This is a genomic window from Longimicrobium sp., from assembly GCA_036387335.1.
Taxonomy (GTDB): Bacteria; Gemmatimonadota; Gemmatimonadetes; order Longimicrobiales; family Longimicrobiaceae; genus Longimicrobium.
Genome location: DASVTZ010000227.1, coordinates 1 through 18,759, shown reverse-complemented (window position 1 = coordinate 18,759; position 18,759 = coordinate 1). Strand labels below are relative to the sequence as shown.

At 72.2% G+C, this 18,759-nt stretch carries 11 protein-coding genes; 6 read left to right on the top strand and 5 right to left on the bottom strand.

Annotated features, from left to right (window positions below; genetic code table 11):
- Positions 1-405: 405 nt before the first annotated feature.
- Both VF647_23240 and VF647_23235 read right to left on the bottom strand, forming a co-directional pair.
- On the bottom strand, positions 406-2,952 hold the full coding sequence (locus VF647_23240) for a BamA/TamA family outer membrane protein (protein HEX8455012.1): 2,547 nt from the start codon (positions 2,950-2,952) through the stop codon (positions 406-408).
- Positions 2,953-3,048: 96 nt separating this feature from the next.
- Positions 3,049-4,860 carry a glycoside hydrolase family 15 protein gene (locus VF647_23235; GenBank protein ID HEX8455011.1) on the bottom strand — a complete coding sequence of 604 codons (1,812 nt, stop codon included), beginning with the start codon at positions 4,858-4,860 and terminating at the stop codon, positions 3,049-3,051.
- Between the two features lie 475 nt (positions 4,861-5,335).
- Here VF647_23235 and VF647_23230 point away from each other — a divergent pair, with 475 nt between their 5' ends.
- Positions 5,336-6,436 carry a hypothetical protein gene (locus VF647_23230; protein ID HEX8455010.1) on the top strand — a complete coding sequence of 367 codons (1,101 nt, stop codon included), beginning with the start codon at positions 5,336-5,338 and terminating at the stop codon, positions 6,434-6,436.
- A gap of 295 nt (positions 6,437-6,731) precedes the next feature.
- Positions 6,732-9,638: a CHASE3 domain-containing protein gene (locus tag VF647_23225; GenBank protein ID HEX8455009.1), complete on the top strand. Its 2,907-nt coding sequence runs from the start codon at positions 6,732-6,734 to the stop codon at positions 9,636-9,638.
- 295 nt (positions 9,639-9,933) lie between these two features.
- On the opposite strand, the gene VF647_23220 is transcribed toward VF647_23225, so the two are convergent.
- From VF647_23220 to VF647_23210, 3 genes are all read right to left on the bottom strand, one after another.
- Positions 9,934-10,368: a hypothetical protein gene (locus tag VF647_23220; protein HEX8455008.1), complete on the bottom strand. Its 435-nt coding sequence runs from the start codon at positions 10,366-10,368 to the stop codon at positions 9,934-9,936.
- A 68-nt stretch (positions 10,369-10,436) separates the two neighbouring features.
- Complete coding sequence (locus VF647_23215; GenBank protein HEX8455007.1) at positions 10,437-13,595, bottom strand: ATP-binding protein; 3,159 nt, start codon at positions 13,593-13,595, stop codon at positions 10,437-10,439.
- Between the two features lie 172 nt (positions 13,596-13,767).
- On the bottom strand, positions 13,768-14,628 hold the full coding sequence (locus tag VF647_23210) for an aldo/keto reductase (GenBank protein HEX8455006.1): 861 nt from the start codon (positions 14,626-14,628) through the stop codon (positions 13,768-13,770).
- 221 nt (positions 14,629-14,849) lie between these two features.
- On the opposite strand from VF647_23210, the gene wrbA reads away from it, so the two are divergent.
- From wrbA to VF647_23190, 4 genes are all read left to right on the top strand, one after another.
- Positions 14,850-15,446 carry an NAD(P)H:quinone oxidoreductase gene (wrbA, locus tag VF647_23205; GenBank protein HEX8455005.1) on the top strand — a complete coding sequence of 199 codons (597 nt, stop codon included), beginning with the start codon at positions 14,850-14,852 and terminating at the stop codon, positions 15,444-15,446.
- Positions 15,447-15,540: 94 nt separating this feature from the next.
- Complete coding sequence (locus VF647_23200) at positions 15,541-15,993, top strand: MarR family transcriptional regulator (protein HEX8455004.1); 453 nt, start codon at positions 15,541-15,543, stop codon at positions 15,991-15,993.
- Between the two features lie 169 nt (positions 15,994-16,162).
- Complete coding sequence (locus VF647_23195) at positions 16,163-17,110, top strand: ring-cleaving dioxygenase (protein HEX8455003.1); 948 nt, start codon at positions 16,163-16,165, stop codon at positions 17,108-17,110.
- Between the two features lie 351 nt (positions 17,111-17,461).
- Positions 17,462-18,697, top strand: coding sequence for a serine hydrolase domain-containing protein (locus VF647_23190; protein HEX8455002.1), 1,236 nt, complete (start codon positions 17,462-17,464; stop codon positions 18,695-18,697).
- Positions 18,698-18,759 lie beyond the last annotated feature (62 nt).

Genomic DNA, 18,759 nt, shown 5'->3' with positions numbered 1-18,759 from the left:
CCCCTCCCCCCGGCCCCCTCCCCCGCCTGCGGGGGCGCAGGGCGGGTGAGGGGGAGAACTCCGCGCGCGTCGCCGGCATCGCGGGCCCCCTCCCCCGCTCGTTCCTCGCTGCCCCTCCCCCAACCGCGGGGAGGGGTGTTTGCGTGCCCGTGCCGGTCTCCCGGTTCGTCCTGCCGCACGGCCGGTAGGGGCAGACCTGCGTGTCTGCCCACCCCCGCCGCCACGCTGACTCACGCCCCCCGCACGCGAACCCCCGTAGGGGCCGCCCCACGTGGCTGCCCGTGCCCTCCCCCGCACCGAACCCGGCCCACGCGCACCCTCGCCCGCAAAACGCCCCTCCCCCAGGTCGTTTCGGGGGAGGGGCCGCGAGTTGACGAGCGGGGGAGGGGGCCACGCCCCCGCCCCTCAGAACGGCAGCCCAAAGTGCAAATAGAACAGCCCGGAATCGCCCTGCGCGTAGGTCAGCCCCAGCACGCGCCCAACGGTCTCGAAGTACACGCCGCCGCCGACCGCGGTGTGCCAGCCGCCCTCCGACTCGCCATCGAAGTACACGCGGCCGGCATCCACCAGGCCGAGAACGCCCAGGCGCCCACGGGCGATCAGGCGCACCTGGCCGAGCGGCTGGCGCGCCTCGGCGGTGCCGAAGACGGAGGCGTCGCCGGCGAAGCGCTGGTACTGGAAGCCGCGCAGCGAGGTGAATCCGCCCAGGAACGCCGCCTCCTGAAAGGGATAGTCGCCCACCGCCGTCTCCGCGCCCGCGCGGAAGGCGAGCGACGGGCCGCGCGCGCCGATCGGCACGTACGTCGCGGCCTGCGCGCGCAGGTGGGCGAAGGGCGAGCCGTCCGTCCAGTGGAAGCCGCGGGCTTCCGCGGAGGCGGTGAAGCCGCTGCGGGTGACCGCCAGCGTGTCACGCCGGTCGAGCGCGACGCGGGCCAGCGCACCCGCCTGCGTGAAGGACGACGTCCCCGCGGGGTCGAGCGTCGAGATGAGGTGCTCGTCGCGGGCGCGGGCGTCCACGTAGCGCATCTCGGGGCCCGCGGCGAGCATCACGCCGGGGGCGAGGCGCCTGTGGAACAGCAGCTCGCCTGCAAGGAAGTTGTGGCGCACCACGTAGCGGTCGAGGTCCTTGCCTTCGTCGCCCGTGTCGTTGCCGAAGCCGTAGAAGCGCGTCGTCTCGAAGTTGTTGGCGCGCAGCAGGATGGTGGTGTACTCCGGACGGTTGGTGCGGCGGTAGTCTGCCGCGTACTCCACGCCCAGGCCGCTCGCGAACGGCGCGACAACGAAGCGCAGGTGCTGGAAGGTGGCGTACGGCTGGCGGCGGAAGCCGAAGCGCGTGGCCGACGGGCCGAAGCCGATCACCGGCCCCACGTCCGTCTGCCAGCGCGCGTGGGGGGTGAAGAGCGCCTTCGTGGTGCCGTAGTCGCGCAGCGGGGGCGGGTTGCCCACGAGGCTGGTGCGCTGCGGGATGACGTACGGACGCGTGTCCAGCTTCGCCTCGCTCCCCAGCTCCACCTTGTTGTCGCCGCGGTCGTCGTGGAAGACGGTGCGCCGCCCGCCGGACGCGACCGAGCGGTCCGCCAGCCGGTCGTCGCCGCCGCCGCCGATGACGCGCACCAGGATGTCGCCCGGGCCGCTTCCGGTGACCTCAGCCGCGTCGTCGCCGCCGCGCAGGTAGACGCGCACCTCGCGCGTCTCGCCTGGCACGAAGCGGCGCACGAAGGAGGGCCGGGTACCCTCCCCCGGCGTCACGATGACCGTCACCGAGCCGTCGGCGGCGCGGACGATCTGGGCGCGCTCGTCGTCGTCGCTGGCGTAGACGTCCACTTCGCTGGAGAGGAGCTCGTAGAACTCGCGCGCCGCCTCGGGAACGCCGTCGCGTCGGGCCATCAGCTCGGTGCGGATGCGGGGGCCGTCGACGGTGTAGTACTCGGGCGGCAGGCGGCGCACCGCCGTGTCGATCACCGCGTCCGTGATGCGGGTGCGCAGGAACTGCGCGATCGAGTCCCACGCCGCGCGGTCCAGCGAGGAGAGGAGCTGGCGGTCCAGCGCCGATGCCTGGAAGTGCAGCCCGTAGATGGTGCCGTACTCGGGCCCGTACTGCGTGAGCTGCGGCGCCATCTTCTGCGCGACCGACATTACGATCCCCTCGTGGCGCGCGAAGGCGTTGTCGCGGTCGCGGGGGATCGGCTCCCACACCTCACGCCCGCCGCGGTCGTAGCGCGCCCACCGCCACTGGTCCGGGTGCCGGTCCCAGTCGCCGATCATCATGTCCATCAGCCGCGCCTTGAGGTACATCGGCGCGTCCACCACGTTGTCGCCCTCGTCCTCCAGCTCCTTCAGGAAGTCCTCCGTCCCCTCGATCCGCTCCGCGCCGTTGAAGGCGGGGCCGCCGTCGTCCCCGTCCACCGGGCGCTCCTCGATCTGCCCCAGCTTGCCGGCGAACTCCTGGCGGTGTGAGCCCAGGAAGGGGTGGTTCGGCATCACGTAAAGCCGCGGCGCCACGTGCGGGATGCCCACGGCGCGCAGCAGCGGCGGCACCACGAGCGCCGCGGCGGGCTGCTTGGCCGCCGTCTGGTCCTGCGCCACGTCCTGGATGAAGCTCCCCTGCAGGTCCTCGGGTACGGCGCGGGCGGAGTTCTTGTCCACCGAGCGGAAGACGTACTCGCGCCCGTCGCGCCCCTTGAGCCGCAGCGACTCGGTGGAGAGGCCGCCCCCCTCGCCCGACACCGTGAGCCCCCCGGCGAAGCGCTCGGGGTCCAGCACCTCGACGCGGACCGGCGTGGTCCAGGCGGCGCGGTACTCCTCTCCCAGGAGCACCGTGTGCAGCCCGCCGGCGCGGTACCGCTCGCCGGCCGTGACGGTGGCCGTCTGCTGCGCGCTCGCGGCGGACGCCGTGCCCAGCACCGCCGCCGCGGCCAGGATGCGCCAGCGGCAAAGGTTCACGTGGTTCACGCGGATTCTTCCTCTCATTGTGGTCGGTTCGTGGCGCGCCGAATGGGCGGGGTCTCTAATATCCGTGCGGGGTGGGGGGTCTGCGCAATAGTCCTCTCACGCTTTCCACCCCGCCCCGCTCAGCCGCCGGTCGATGTCGAACGCGGCGCTGATGAGCGCGAGGTGGGTGAAGGCCTGCGGAAAGTTGCCCAGGTGCTCGCCGCTGGGCCCGAGCTGCTCCGCGAAGAGCCCCAGGTGGTTGGCATAGCCAACCACCTTTTCGAAGACGAACCTGGCCTGCTGCACGTCGCCCGCGCGCGAGAGGCACTCGGCGTACCAGAAGGAGCAGATGGTGAACGTCCCCTCGTCGTCTGGAAAGCCGTCCGTCTCGCTTCCCTGGATGCGGTAGCGGCGCACGAGCGAGTCCTCCACCAGGTCGCGCGTGACGGCCTTCATGGTGGAGGTCCAGCGCGGATCGGTGGGGGAGATGAAGCGCAGGAGGGGCATCAGGAGCACCGACGCATCCATCTCCGTCCCGCCGCGCTCGCCGACGAAGGCGCCGAGCTTCGGGTTCCACATCTCGTCGAAGATGGAGTGGTAGATGGCGTCGCGCGCCTCCATCCAGCGGCCGAGCGGCGCGGGGAAGGAGCGGCGCATCGCCAGCCGTATCCCGCGGTCCACCGCCACCCAGCAGAGGAGGCGCGACGACAGGTGCTCGCGCAGCTCGCTGCGGATCTCCCAGATGCCCGCGTCGGGGCGGCGCCAGTTCTCGCACACCCACTCCACCAGGCCGGACAGGCGCATCCACAGGTCGTGCGAGACGGGCTCACCGTACTTGTCGTACAGGTACACCGAGTCCATCAGCGCGCCGTAGATGTCGAGCTGGAGCTGCTGCGCCGCCGCGTTGCCGATCCTCACCGGGCGCGATCCGGCGTATCCCTCCCAGTGGTCCAGCTCCGCCTCGGGCACCTCGGGGGATCCGTCGATGACGTACAGCGGCTGCAGGGGCCCGCCGTTCCCCGTCTCGCCGGTCACGCGGTCCGCGATCCAGTGGATGAAGGCGCCCGTCTCCTGCGTAAGCCCAAGCCGGATCAGCGCATACAGGGTGAACGCGGCGTCGCGGACCCAGGTGTAGCGGTAGTCCCAGTTGCGCGCGCCGCCCATCCGCTCGGGGAGCCCGAAGGTGGGCGCCGCCACCAGCGAGCCGTGCGGATGCGAGACGAGCAGCTTGAGCACGAGCGCGGAGCGATTGACCTCGTCGCGCCAGCGCCCGGTGTACGTGGACCGTCCGATCCAGCGCCGCCAGAAGTTCCCCGTCTCCTTGAACGAGCGCGCGGCGTACCGCTGCGATGCCCGCGCCGCCCCTTTGCACTCCCCGCCCACCTCCAGCACGAAGATCGCCGTCTCTCCCGCCTTCAACGTGATCTCCGCGACGGCGTCGCCCTCCGCGATCTCCAGCGGCACGGATGCGTCGAGCCGCATGCGCAGCGATCCGTCGTCCGTCGCGAAGCACACGCCCTCTTCGGTGGCCTCGGCGGTGTGCGGAGTCCTGCCGTAGCCGAAGCGTGGAGCGCAGCGCACCTGGAAGCGGATCTCGCCGCGCACGGCTTTGGCGCGCCTCACCACCCGCCGCACTTCCGCGTCGCCGACGGGCATGAAGTCGGTGATCTCGGCCACGCCGGCCGGGGCCATGAAGCGCGTGAGGAGGACGTTGGTATCCGGCAGGTAGAGCTGCCTGCTGCGCGCCCCCGCCAGCGCCGGCGCGATGGTGAAGGCGCCGCCCTTTTCCGCATCCAGCAGCGACGCGAACACGGTTGGCGAGTCGAAGCGCGGGGCGCACATGAACCCGATGGTGCCGTCCAGCCCCACCAGCGCCACCGTGTTTAGGTCGCCGATGATTCCGTGGTCTTCGATGGGCGGATAATTCATCCGGTTCCCGATGGCAAAAGGTGTGCACGGGAGAACGGGAGTGCGTTAGTGCGTGAGTGCGTTAGTGCGTGAGTGCGTTCCAGAAGCGAAGATCCAGGAGCGAGAGAATTCGCCGCTGGAACCACGCGAAGGTCCGCCTGCGCGCACTCGCGCATAGGACGGCGCGCGGCGCCACCCCCCTTTTGTCATCCTGAGCGACGCGCTGCTCTGACCTTGCCCATACCCCACACTCCGGCGCGGAGTGAAGGATCTACTGCGCGTACCGAGGGGATCGGTGTCGCAACGCGGACCTCCTGCCTCGCCGGCTAGATCCTTCACTCGCCGCAAAAGCATCGGGAGCCCTGCGGGGATTCGCGGGGCGGCTCGCTCAGGATGACAAAATGGGGTGGAAGGTCGATCGACGTGGGCAGTTAGCACCTAGCACTTGGCACTTAGCACTTGGCACTTCGTTCTAACGCACTCACGCACTTCTCCGATGCCACCTACTCCCCTCCCCTCCGCCCTGCCCGCCGCGCGCGAGCAGACGCGCGCGTTTTTCGATGCCCTTCCCCGCTCCGCCAGGATCGTGGTGTTCTGCCACTTCGATGCGGACGGGCTGGGGGCGGGCGCGGTGTTCGGGAGGGCGCTGCCGCGGATGGGGTTCACGGACGTGCGCGTGGTGCCGAGCGGGCGCGGCGAGAACGCCTTCACCGACGCCGCCCGCGAGCGGCTGCGTGCCATGGCGCCCGATGCGCTCGTGATCACCGACCTGGGGGTGAACGGCGAGGGCGTGCTGGAGGGCGTGCCGACGCTCTACGTGGACCACCACCGTCCCGACGGCGAGCCTGCCGATGCGACCATCGTGCTGGGCTACGGCTGGGAGCCGATCCCGGCATCCGCGTGGCTGGCGTACGAGATCCTCCGCCCGCTCGCCGGCATCGACGACCTGTCGTGGATCGCCGCCGTCGGCACGATGAGCGACCTGGGGGACAAGGCGCCGTGGGACGAGCTCCCAGAGCTGCGCAAGCGATGGACGGCCAAGTGGCTGCGCGAGGCCGTCTCCGCCGTGAACGCCGCCCGCCGCGCCTCCGCCTTCGACGTCCAGACCCCGCTCGACCTGCTGATGCGCGCCGAACATCCGCGCGAGCTCACCGAGGGCGACTCCCCGGAGGTGGTGCGCCTCCGCGGCTACCGCGCCGAGGTGCAGGCGGAGCTGGCGGAGGCGCGCAGGCGTGCGCCTCTCTTCTCCGCCACGCAGCCGTGGGCGCTGGTGCCGCTCGACTCGGCGTGCCAGATCCACCCGCTGATCGCGCAGCAGTGGCGCGGGCGCCTCAAGGGGCACGCGGTGATCGCGGCCAACCGGGGCTACCTGCCGGGAATCGTGGCCTTCAGCGCCCGCACCTCGCGGCCCGGCCTTGTGCTCCCCGAGCTGCTGCGCGCGGTGGACATCGGCCCGGTTGGGGGCGAGTTCGGCCGCGGCCACGACCAGGCCTCCGGCGGCCAGCTCCCGACCGCGCAATTCAATCGGCTGGTGGATGCGCTGGGGTTCGACGAACGGGCGCGGGTGGGGGACACCGGCGATAGCGCCGGGGGCTGAAGCCCCCGGCTGGCACCACGCGAAGACGGCTGAAGCCGTCTGGCCCGTGCGCGGCAACGAAGCGCACCCAAGCCCCCTCTCTCGATGACAGGAGGGCGCAGCCCTCTCCTGTTATCGGGAGAGGGGGCAGTCGAGTGTCACGAGACGGGGGTGAGGGCCCAACCCGCGCCCCGCTTCTTGCGTTGCCGCGCCCCAGCCCGTGCGCGCGGCGCATCCGCCGCGCTGAACCCCGTCCGGCGAACCGCGCTCCCGTGTTGAGGAAGCCCCGAGATCCACGCGCGGCACCGCGCTGCCGATGAGACTGTCGACGCCCGTCCGACTGCTGGCCACGTACGGCTCCGCCCTCCTGGTGCTGGCGCTGTGCGCGCTCATGTATCAGGCCGTGCAGCGCTCGCGCGCGAGCACCGCCGCCGTTACGCGCACGCACGAAGTCATCATCCGCCTGGAGACCACCCTTTCCGACCTGCGCGACGCGGAGACCGGGCAGCGCGGCTTCCTCCTCACGGGCGAGGGGCCCTACCTGGAGCCGTACCAATCGGGGACGCAGCGCTTCGACCGCGACCTGAAACGGCTGCGCGAGCTGACCGCCGAGAGCCCTTCGCAGCAGCGGCGGGTGGAGGCGCTGCGCCGCGTGGGCACGGAGAAGATGGCGTACATGGCCGAGCTGGTGCGCGTACGTGCCGACCGCGGGATGGAACCGGCGCTCGCGCTGACGCGCACCGGGCGCGGCAAGGTGCTGATGGACCAGGTGCGCCGTATCGTCGCGGAGATGCGCGCGGAGGAAGAGCGCATCCTGCGCGCGCAGCGGGAGGAGGAGACGCGCAGGCGCAGAATCGTGATGTGGGTGCTCGGCGGAGGCGGACTGCTGGCGTCGGGGCTGGCGCTCCTCATCAGCGTCCTCTTCGCGAGGCACGCGCGGGCGCAGCAGGTCGCGGCGGGAGAGCTGGAGGGAGTCAACCACCTCCTGCAGGAGCGCGCGTCGCTTCTGGAGATGCAGAGCGGCCAACTCCGCCGCCGCGCTGTCGAGGAGGCGGCGCTGTCGGAAGTGGCGCGCAGCCTCACGACGGCGTTCGAAGTCGAGGAGGTGCTGCGGCGCATCGCGGACGGAGCGCTCACCGCCACGCAGGCGCGCGCGGCCTTCGTGGAGCGTGTGGACGACGGCCGCACCTGCGTCCGGCTGGTGGCGGGTGCGGGCGAGGGCCTTCCCGCGCTGGGCGTTACGGTGCCGTACGCCGGGTCGATGGCGGAGGACGTGCTGGAGCGCGACGAGCCGCAGTGGATCCCGGACGTGACCCAGGAGGCCCGCGCCATCGCCCCGGCCATCGAGGAATCGTGCGGGCGGTGCGCGGCGCTGGTGGTGCCGCTGATCTCTGAGCAGGACGCGCTGGGCGCCCTCGTGCTCCTCCAGGAGGCGGGGCATCCCCCGTTCCGCCAGGACGAGATCACCCGCGCGCGCACGTTGGCCGATCTGGCCGCCATCGCGCTCCGCCGCGTCATCCTCTACAGCGAGTCCGAGCGGCGGCGCGCGGCGCTGGAGGAGAGCGAGGGGCGCTTCCGCCTGCTGGTGGACTCGGTGCAGGACTACGCCATCGTCATGCTGGACCCCGAAGGGCGCGTGGCGAGCTGGAACCAGGGCGCGGAGCGGATCAAGGGCTACACCGCCGCCGAGGTGGTGGGCTCGCCGCTCTCCATCTTCTACCCGGAGGAGGAGGCCGGCCACGCCGCGACGCACCTGCGCATCGCGACGAGCGAGGGGCGCTTCGAGGAGGACGGCTGGCGGGTCAAAAAGGATGGGACGCGCTTCTGGGCGCACGTGGTGATCAACGCCATCCGCGACGAGCGGGGGGAGCTGCTGGGCTTCGTGGACGTGGCGGGCGACCTCACCGACCGCCACCGCGCCGAGCTGGCGCGCGAGACCTACCTCCAGCAGGAGCGCCGCGCCCGCGCCGAGGCGGATGCCGCCAACCGCGCCAAGAGCCAGTTCCTGGCCACCATGAGCCACGAGATCCGCACCCCAATCAACGCCATCCTGGGGTACTCGGACCTTCTGGACATGGAGCTGAAAGGGCCGCTCACGCCGGGCCAGCGCGAGCAGGTGGAGCGCATCCAGCGGAGCAGCCAGCACCTGCTGGGGCTCGTGAACGACGTGCTGGACCTCTCCAAGGTGGAGGCGGGGGAGATGACGCTGGAGGCGCGCCCCTCGCCCCTTCGCGCCACCGCGCACGCGGCGCTGGAGCTGGTGGAGCCGCAGGCAGCCGCCAAGCAGATCGCCCTCTCCGACGTCTCCGAATGCGGCCGCGACGTGCGCTTCGTGGGCGACGAGGACCGCGTGAGGCAGATCCTGCTGAACCTCCTCTCCAACGCCATCAAGTTCACGGAGGCGGGGGGGAGCGTCACCATCCGCTGCGGCGTGGTGCACGCGCCGCCGGAGGAGGTGCGGCTGCACGGCCCCGGCCCGTGGACGCTGATGGAGGTGGCCGACACGGGGATGGGGATCGCGCCGGACCAGCAGGTGCGCGTCTTCGAGCCGTTCACGCAGGTGGAGGGCGGCTACACGCGCACGCACGGCGGCACCGGGCTGGGGCTCGCCATCAGCCGCCATCTGGCGCGCCTCATGGGCGGCGACCTGGTCGTCGCCAGCACGCCGGGCGAGGGCTCGCGCTTCACCCTCTGGCTCCCCGCCACCCGCGAGTCGGTCTCCGACATCCCCGCGGACGTGCTGCGCTGGCCGGACCGCGCCGGCGAGGTCGCGGGGCTGGGCGAGGTGGGGCGCATCGTGGCCGAGGGCGCCGACGAGCTGGTGCAGTCCCTGGCCGAGCGCCTGCGCGACGACCCGCGCATCCCCGGCGCGCGCGACCTGGACCGCGCCCAGCTCGAGGACCACATCTCCACCTTTCTGCTCGACATCGGCAAGTCGCTCATCACGCTGGACGAGGGCGGCGGCGAGCCCGCGCTGATGCGCGACGGCTCGGACATCCAGCGCCTGATCTCCGAGCGCCACGGCGACCAGCGCCGCCGCCTGGAGTGGAGCACCGACGCCCTGCGCGCCGAGTTCGCCCTTCTCCGCGAGGTCGTGGAGGCCCACGTGCGCCGCGAGGCCCCCGCCCGCACCGTCGACAACGTCGACACCGCCCTCTCCATCCTCGGCCGCCTCCTGGACCGCGCCGAGGAGATCGCGCTGCGCGGGTGGGGGAAGGGGTAGGGCGGGACTAGTTCACCCCCGCAAAAACACAGAGCCCGCCATCCAGGAGCGAATAAATTCGCCGCTGGAAAAGCACAAGGTCCGCCTGCGCAGACTCCGTCTCGACATCGCCTTTCTCAGCCGGCTTCAGCCGCCTTCGCGTGGTTCCAGCCGGGGGATTCATCCCCCGGCGACGCGCCCCGGGCGATGCGGCCCCGGCAATGCCGCCCCCGGCCACCCGCGCACCCATCCCGCCCCGAACCTGCGAAGGCAGGTTTCCCGCGGTTGTTGCAGCGGTTTCAACCGCCGGAAAGACTCACCCCCCGCCCTTGTCGTCGTCCGGGTGCCCCAGCGTGTTCGACACCACGCGGATCACCGAGCGCGCACGCTCCACCACGGCGCGGGTGGCGTCCATGAGGGCGGTGCGGGTCTGGGCGTTCTGGGACTCGTCGGTGGTGGGGGGCTCGGCGGGAGCTTCGGAGGGGGTGGCGCCGCCGCGCGCCTGGTTGAGGTACTCCTCCGTCTGCCGCGCCTTCACGGGAACGGCCGCGCGCAGCCAGGCGCACAGCGTGTCGTCCTCCGCCTCCGCCCAGCCGTCCGGGACCGGATGCAGGCGGCGGCGCTCGGTGGGGCTCTCGAAGCCCAGCCACCCGGACGCGTACACCGACCGCACGTTCGACGCGGAGCTGGGATACGTGTCCCACGCGCGCCACACGACGCCGGCCGGATCGGTGAACTCTCTGTAGGCCATGGTCGTCCGGAGGGAGCGCGGGTGAGCGTTCAATATGCAACCGCCGGGCGGGGGGCCGCCAGCGCCCTTCAGCCCGCGTCCGGGCGCCTGCGCGGCTCCACGCGCCCGTGCAGGCGGCGCACGGTCTGGCGCGTGCGGCCGATCACGCGGTCCGCCTCCGTGATCGCGGCGACGATCTCGTGGGGGACGGCGTGCCCCTCCACCGCCAGCTCCGCCGCACGGTCGATCACGCCGCGCACCACATCGAGCGCCGGGCCGGGATCCGCGTCGGTCAGGGTAGAGACGTGGCGGCGCAGGACGCGTTCGGCTTCCTCGAAGAGCATGTGGTACTCCAGCCGCACCTCCGCCGCCGAGAAGCCGAGTCGCGCGCGCTGGGCGCCGTGCAGCCGCGCCACCGTGCGGATGATGCTCTCGCCGTCGCGCAGCAGCGACGGCTCGCCGGCGCCGGCGTCGAGCGCCATGAGGGCGCGCGCCACCTCCACCAGGAACGTCGCCGCGTGGTCCTCCAGCTGCACCCACTCCACGCCGCGCGCGTGGGGAAGCGCGGGGTCGCGGCCGATGCGCTGCGTCCAGGCGGCGAGCACCTCCTCCACACGCTCCTCCAGCACGCGGCCCACGCTGGCCAGCCCCGGCACCTCGCTCGGGGCCGCGGCGACGGGCGCCTCGACGGCGGGCGCCTCGGCGGCGGGGAGCCAGAGGGTGAAGACGGAGCCCTCGCCCGGCATGCTCCACACGGAAACCTCGCCCCCCATGCGGCGCGCAAAGGTGCGCGAGATCGCCAGCCCCAGTCCCGTGCCGCCCTGCTGCCGCGTGTGAGTGCCGTCCACCTGCGTGAAGGGGTCGAAGATGCGCGCGAGCTGCTCCCCCGGGATGCCGATCCCGGTGTCCGCGACCTCCACGAAGCCCCACGGCCCGGTGCCGGGGAGCGGCGTACCCGGCGGCGGGACGGAGGAGGTGCCGGAGCGCACCGTCACGCGACCGCCCGCGTGCGTGAACTTGACCGCGTTGGAGACGAGGTTGAGGAGCACCTGGCGGATGCGGTCGCCGTCGCCCAGCAGCTCGGCATCGGCCTGGCACACCTCCGCCGCCAGCCGCACCCCCTTGGCCTCGGCCTGCGGAAGGATCATCGCCACCACCGACGCGGCCGCCTCTTCAGCCGGCACGCGCTCGCGGGCGAAGCGCATCTCCCCCGCCTCCACCTTGGCGAGGTCCAGGATGTCGTTGATCAGCCCCAGCAGGTGTCGGCTGCTGTAGCGGACGCGCTCCAGATACCCCGCCTGCCCCTCGGTCAGCGGCCCGGCGATGCCGACCTCCAGCAGCTCCGCGTAGCCGATGATGGCGTTGATGGGGGTGCGGATCTCGTGGCTCATCGTCGCCAGGAACTGGCTCTTGGCGACGTTGGCGGCGAGGGCGCGCTCGTACAGCCGCGCCCGCTCCACGGCCAGCGCTGCGCGGCGGGCCAGCTCCTCGGCCATCGCCACCTCCTCGCTCCCCCACCCTTCCTCCGCCCCGCCCGCCAGCACGATGGCGCCGATGATGCGCCCGTCCACGCGCATCGGCACCGCCGCCCCGCGCCCCCACTCGCCCGCGCCGAAGAGCCCGGCCAGCAGCCCGCCGGCGGGGACGAGCTCGGCCTGGCCCGTGAGGAGGACGCGCGCCACCGGGTGTCCGGCCGGGAGGAGCGACGGCGCCCGGCGCCCGAGGAAGCGCACCTCGCCATCCTCGCGCACGGCGGCTTCCACCTGCTCGGGCGCGCACTCCGGGTTCGCCAGGAAGACGGCGCACGCCGCCGCCAGCCGCGTCGCCGCGATGCGGGCCAGTGCGCGCAGCACCCCCTCCGCGTCGGTCGAGACGGCGAGCGCGGTGCCGGCCTCCGCCAGCAGCTCCGTGCGGCGGCGCCCGCGCACGCGCTCGGTGACATCCAGCACGGTGCCGATGAAGCGGGTCGCGCGGCGCGCCTCTCCCTCGCCCTCGAAGAAGCCGCGCCCGCGGGCGAGCGCCCATCGCACCGGGCCGTCGCCGCCGCGGATGCGGTACTCTACCGCGTACTCGCCCGGCCCGTGCGGGTCCAGCGCCCGCTGCACCGCCGCGTCCGTGGCCGCGCGGTCCTCGGGGTGGATGGCTTCGAGGAAGGCGTGGTAGTCCACGCGGCCGCGATGCCCCACGCCAAAGATCTCCCTGCACCGCCGGTCCCAGCTCAGCTCGCCGGAGACGGGATCGAAGTCCCACGTCCCGATGTCCGCGGAATCGAGGGCGAGGTGCAGCCGCTCGCCCAGCGATTCCACCTCGCGCCGGGCCTCGCGCTCGCGCTGGTAGAGCGTGGCGCGGCGCACGGCCTGCGCGCACTGCCGCGCGAGCGCCATCGCCAGGTCGACCTCTTCATCCCCGAACTCGCGCTCGGCGGTGAAGCTGAGCCCCAGCGAGCCCAGCACCTCCCCCTCCACGGAAAGGGGAACGGAGAGGATGGCCGGGTACGGCGTCGGCAGTTCCCCAAGCGAGGGATAGAGGCGCGCGCGCTCCGCCTTGGAGCGCAGCGCGACCGGCTCCCCCGTGCGCGCGGCGTCCGACAGCGGCACGCCCGCGGTGAGCGGGAAGCTGCGCCACTCCTCGATTATCTTCCGCGGATAGCCGCGGTGCTCCACCAGCTCCAGCCGCTCGCCATCCTCATCCAGCAGCACCACCACGCCGGCCGCGGCGCCCAGCAGCGCGATTCCCTGCTCCATCACGACGCGCGTCACCTCGGCGGGGGTCAGCGCCTCGGAGAGGGCGGCGGTCACCCACTGAAGGCCGCGGGTGCGCTCGGCGGCGCGCTCGGCGGCGGCGCGGGCCTCCTGCATCTCGGCGAAGGCACGCTCGCGCGCCGTCACGTCCAGCACCAGCGAGAGATGGGCGACCAGCTCGCCGGACGCATCCACGACGGCGGTGTTGTACCACTCGCAGTGCAGGATGCGCCCGTCGCGGGTGACGTTGCGGTTGATGGAAAGCGTCTGGCGCGCCGTTCCGCGCACCATCTCCAGGGTCCGCTCGCGGACGGCCGCGCGGTCGTCGGGGTGCACGAAGGGCCAGTCGGCCGAGCGCTTCCCCAGCACCTCCTCCGCGCGCCATCCGAAGAGCGCCTCGGCCTCGGCGGGCCAGCGCGTCACCCGCCCTTCCCCGTCCCATTCCACGGACACGAGCGGCGAGTGCCCCGCGGACGGGGGTGCGTTAGAGGAGGTGCGGTGATCCATGGGGGACTTCGGGCGGGTGTGGAGGGGCGCCCGAAAACTACATCGTCCGCCCCTCACGTGCCACTCCCCCGCCCAACAGCCTCACGCAGAGCCACAGAGGAAACCGCAAGAACGGAAAAGGTCCTTTCTGTGGCTTGCAGTGTCCTCTGTGTCCTCTGTGTGAGGCTTTTCTTCAGGGCTCCAGGCTCGCGAAGTCCTCGTCGGACAGCTCGATCCCCGCCCCGGCGACGTTCTCCTCCAGGTGCTTGACTTGAGAGGTGCCGGGGATGGGGAGCATGACGGGCGTGCGCCGCAGCAGCCAGGCGAGCGCGATCTGCGACGGGCGCGCACCGTGCCGCGCCGCGATCTCCGCGAGCGGGCCGCCGTCCTCCGCCAGCTTGCCCACGGCCAGCGGGAACCAGGGGATGAAGCCGATCCCCTCGCGGCCGCAGTGGTCCACGACGGATTCCCACTCGCGGTCGGCGAGGTTGTAGCGGTTCTGCACCGACGCGACCGGGAAATGGCGCCCCGCCGCCTCGATCTCCTCCACCGTCGTCTCGGAGAGGCCGATGTGCCGGATCTTCCCCTCGCGCTGGAGCTCGGCCAGGACGCCGAACTGCTCGTCCGCGGGGACGTCGGGGTCGATGCGGTGGAGCTGGTACAGGTCGATGCGCTCCAGCCCCAGGCGACGCAGGCTCCCCTCCACCCCCTGGCGGAGCCGCTCCGGACGCCCGTTCGACTCCCACTGGTCGGGACCGGGGCGCTCCAGCCCGCCCTTGGTGGCGATCACCAGGCCATCGCGGTACGGGTGCAGCGCCTCGCGGATCAGCTCCTCGCTCACGTGCGGACCGTACGATTCCGCGGTGTCGATCAGGTTCACCCCCAGCTCCACCGCGCGCCGCAGCACCGCGATGGCCTCCGCGCGGTCGGCGGGCGGACCCCAGATCCCCTTCCCCGTGATGCGCATGGCGCCGAAGCCCAGCCGGTTGACCGGAAGGTCGCCGCCCAGCATGAAGGTGCCGCTCCGGGCGGCGTCGATCGGTTGCGATGACAAGAGTTGCCTCGATTGCAAACGGCAGTAGCGGAACTTCGCGGACGCGGGTGCCCCTGCACGCTCGGTGCCGCGAACGCCCGGGCACACGCCCTCGGCCGCACCCCGCGCGTGAGCCCCGCCGCCTTGCACGTGGCCCGTCATTTGCTTAAGTTCTGAAACACTTCTTGCGGGCGCCCTCGGTTGTGGCGCCGGCGCCAACGGGGAAAGCAGAGCGAGGAAAGATGGCAAACGTGCGGCTGGCGATCGTCTATTACAGCACCTACGGCACCAACCACCGGATGGCCGAGATCGCCGCGGAAGCGGCGCAGGCCGAGGGGGCGGAGGTGCGTCTCCTCAAGGCGCGCGAGACGGCGCCGGAGGGCGTGGTCAACGGACAGGACGCGTGGAAGGCGCACGCCGAGCACACCGCCCAGGTCCCCGTTGCCACCCTGGAGGATCTGGACTGGGCGAACGCCATCCTGATCAGCGCCCCCACGCGCTTCGGCGTGATGGCGAGCCAGATGCGCGCCTTCATCGACCAGCTCGGGCCGCTGTGGGGCCGCGGCGGACTCGCGAACAAGGCGGTCAGCGCCATGAGCAGCGCCCAGAACCCCCACGGCGGGCAGGAGACGACGCTGATCAGCATGTACACCACCTTCATGCACTGGGGCGCCATCCTGGTGCCGCCCGGCTACACCGACCCCGCGGTCTTCGCCAGCGGCGGCAACCCGTACGGCGCCAGCGTCACCCAGACAGGCACCGTCGGCGCCGAGGACGAAGCCGCCATCCGCCACCAGGCGCGCCGCCTGGTTCAGGTCGCGGCGAAGCTGGCTGCCTGACGATAGAGGGCGCGGCGGCCACCCGGCCGCCGCGCCTTCTTGACATCCCGGCTGCACCAATTAGTTTAGTTCTGTAACTTCAATCGAGCCGGGAATGCCGATGCCGCCACGCGACGCACAAGCCGAGTCCCTCCGCCTCTGGGTGGTCTTCGCGCGGGCGCACGCGGCGGTCGCGGCCCGCGCGCAGTCGGACGTGGCGCGGCACGGGCTGACGATAGCGGAGTTCGGGGTGCTGGAGGCGCTGCACCACAAGGGGCCGCTCCTGTTGAGCGAGCTCAAGGAGAAGATCCTGGTCTCCAACGCCGGCGTCACCTACCTGGTCGACCGGCTGGAGGCGCGGGGCCTGGTGGAGCGCCGCCGCTGCGACCGCGACCGGCGCGCCTACTACGCCCACCTCACGGACGATGGCACCGCCTTCGTGGAGCGCATCTTCCCCGAGCACGCCGCCGCGATCGAGGAAGCCTTCTCCGTCCTCGACCCCGCCGAGCGCGCCACCGCGACCGACCTGCTCCGCCGCGTGGGCCTGCATGCGGCGAGAGAGGCGTGATAGCGCTGGTGCGGTTCGGGTTCACCCATAAGTTTTAGTAGTATAATTTATACTACTGTACCAACCGGGTCATCCGGCGCGCACGGATGGCGTGAGCGGCGCAGGCGGGGTTCATGCAGGCGCCGGCCGGACATCACCGCCCGATGAGGGCACATCACGAGAGGATCGCATGGAGCTGACTGGCATCCACCACCTGACGGCGGTCTCGGCGGACATCCGCGCGAACCACCTCTTCTATACGCGCACGCTGGGGATGCGGCTGGTGAAGCGCTCCGTGAACCAGGACGACGTGAGCGCGTACCACCTCTTCTACGCGGACGCGGTGGGGAGCCCGGGGAGCGACCTCACCTTCTTCGACTGGCCGGTGATGCGCGAGCGGCGCGGCACGCGCTCCATCGCGCGCACGCACCTGCGCGTGGCGGGCGCGGAGTCGATGCTGTGGTGGGCCGCCTACCTGCGCGAAAAGGGCGTCACCTCCGGCGACCTGGTGGAGCGCGACGGACGTCTGACGCTGGACCTCGAGGACCCCGAAGGGCAGCGCCTGTCGCTGGTGGACGACGGCGGCGCGGGCGAGGCGCATCCGTGGGAGCGGAGCCCCGTCCCGGCCGAGCACCAGATCCGCGGGCTGGGGCCGATCGTGCTGAGCGTCCCGGCGCTGGCGAGGACGGACGCGCTGCTGCAGAACGCGCTCGGCATGCGCCCGGTGCGCACCTATCCGCACCCGGAGAACGCGAAGCATACCGTGCACGTGTACGAGATGGGCGCCGGTGGAGCGGGCGCGGAGCTCCACGTGGCGGAGCAGCCGGACCTGCCGGTGGCGCGCGGGGGCGCGGGGGGCGTGCACCACGTGGCCTTCCGCATCCCGGACGCGGACTACGAGGCGTGGGCGCGGCACCTGAACGAGCTGCGCATCGCCAACAGCGGCGAGGTGGACCGCTTCTGGTTCCACAGCCTGTACTTCCGCGAGCCGAACGGCATCCTGTTCGAGATCGCCACCGACGGGCCCGGCTTCGGGGTGGACGAGGACCCGGCCACGCTCGGCGAAAAGGTGGTGCTGCCGCCGTTCCTGGAGCCGCAGCGCGCGGCCATCATCGCCAACCTCAAGCCGATCGACTGAAGGTACAGCGGGGCCTCACACAGAGCCACAGAGGAGACGGCAAGAGCGGAAAAGGGGTTCTCTGCGGCTTGTCGTTCCCCTCCGTGTTCTCTGTGTGAGGCTTTTTACGGCGGGCCGCCGACGCTCTAATCTTTCTCTCATCTCGTTGTCAATCCTGCGTTTTAGCATCGCCCCGCCGCCTTGATTGTGTAGGCGGGGCGTGGCGTATGGGTCCGGCGGCCGCGGCAGGCGGGAACGGCGCAGGCGGGTCTGCAGCATCCCGACCGACGAGGGCGAGGAACTATGCGTTGTAATCAAGTGTTTGTATTCGTGATGGCGGCGGCCCTTCGGCACGACGAGGAGGATCTCACGATGCAGATACGTCTTAGCTCGATTCCCCGGCAGTGGCTCCACGCGGCCGCCGTGCTGATGGCGAGCGCCACCCCCGCGGCCGTCGCGCTCGCGTGGGGAGAGACGCACCCGCACGTGTTCGCGCCGGCGGTGGTCGCCGCGGCGCACGCCGTTCCCGTGCCCACCGTGCGCGCGGACGACCTCGTCCCCACGCTCGCGCGCCGGCCGCTGGAGGGCGCGATGGCGGCCGTGCAGGCGGAGGTGAGCCGCGGCGCGTTTCCCGGCGCGGCGCTGGCGCTGGGGCGCGGCAGCCGCGCGGAATTGGTGAAGGGCATCGGCGGAACGACCGGCGCCGGCGACCACGTGGACGCCGAGCGCACCGTGTACGACCTCGCCTCGCTCACCAAGGTGGTCGCCACCACGACGGCGGCGATGCTGCTGTACGAGGACGGCCTCCTGGAGCTGGATGCGCCCGTCTCGCGCTACCTCCCGGAGTTCTCGGGTGGCGGCAAGGATGCGGTCACGGTGCGCCACCTGCTGACCCACACCGCCGGCCTCCCCGCGGGCGCCACTCCGCGCGGCGCCTCGCCCGATGCGCGTCTGGCATCGCTGATCCGCACGCCGCTGGAGCGGTCGCCCGGGGAGAAGGTGGAGTACTCGGACGTGGGGTTCGTGGTGCTCTTCGCGGCGCTGGAGCGCGCGGCGGGCGAGCCCATCCCCGCCCTGCTGGAGCGTCGGGTGTGGGAGCCGCTGGGGATGGCGTCCACGGGCTACGCGCCCGGCGAGGACTGCGAGCGCTGCGCCCCCACCTACCGGAGCTCGGAGGGGAGGCCAGTCGCCGGCGTCGTGCACGATCCCATCGCCCGCGCGCTGGACGGCGTGGCGGGGAACGCGGGGCTCTTCAGCACCGCCGGCGACCTGTCGCGCTACGCGGCGATGCTGGCCAGCGGCGGCGAGCTGGACGGGGTGCGCGTGCTGGACGCGGCGACCATCGACACCTTTGCGGTGCGCCAGGAAGGGACGCGCGCGCTGGGGTGGGAGACGCCGTCCGCAAACGGCACCGGGCCGGTGGGGCGCTCCATGAGCGACCGCGCGTTCGGGCACACCGGCTTCACGGGGACGTCGCTCTGGGTGGATCCGGAGCACGGGACCTGGGCTGTGCTGCTGACCAACCGCGTGTACAACACCGAGGCGCCCAATCGCATGCAGAAGCTGCGGCGCACGGTGCATGCGCTGGTGACGGAGGCGGCGGAGTAGGGGGCGGGCGGGCCCCCTCCCCCGCTCGTTCCTCGCGGCCCCTCCCCCAAAACTGCCTGGGG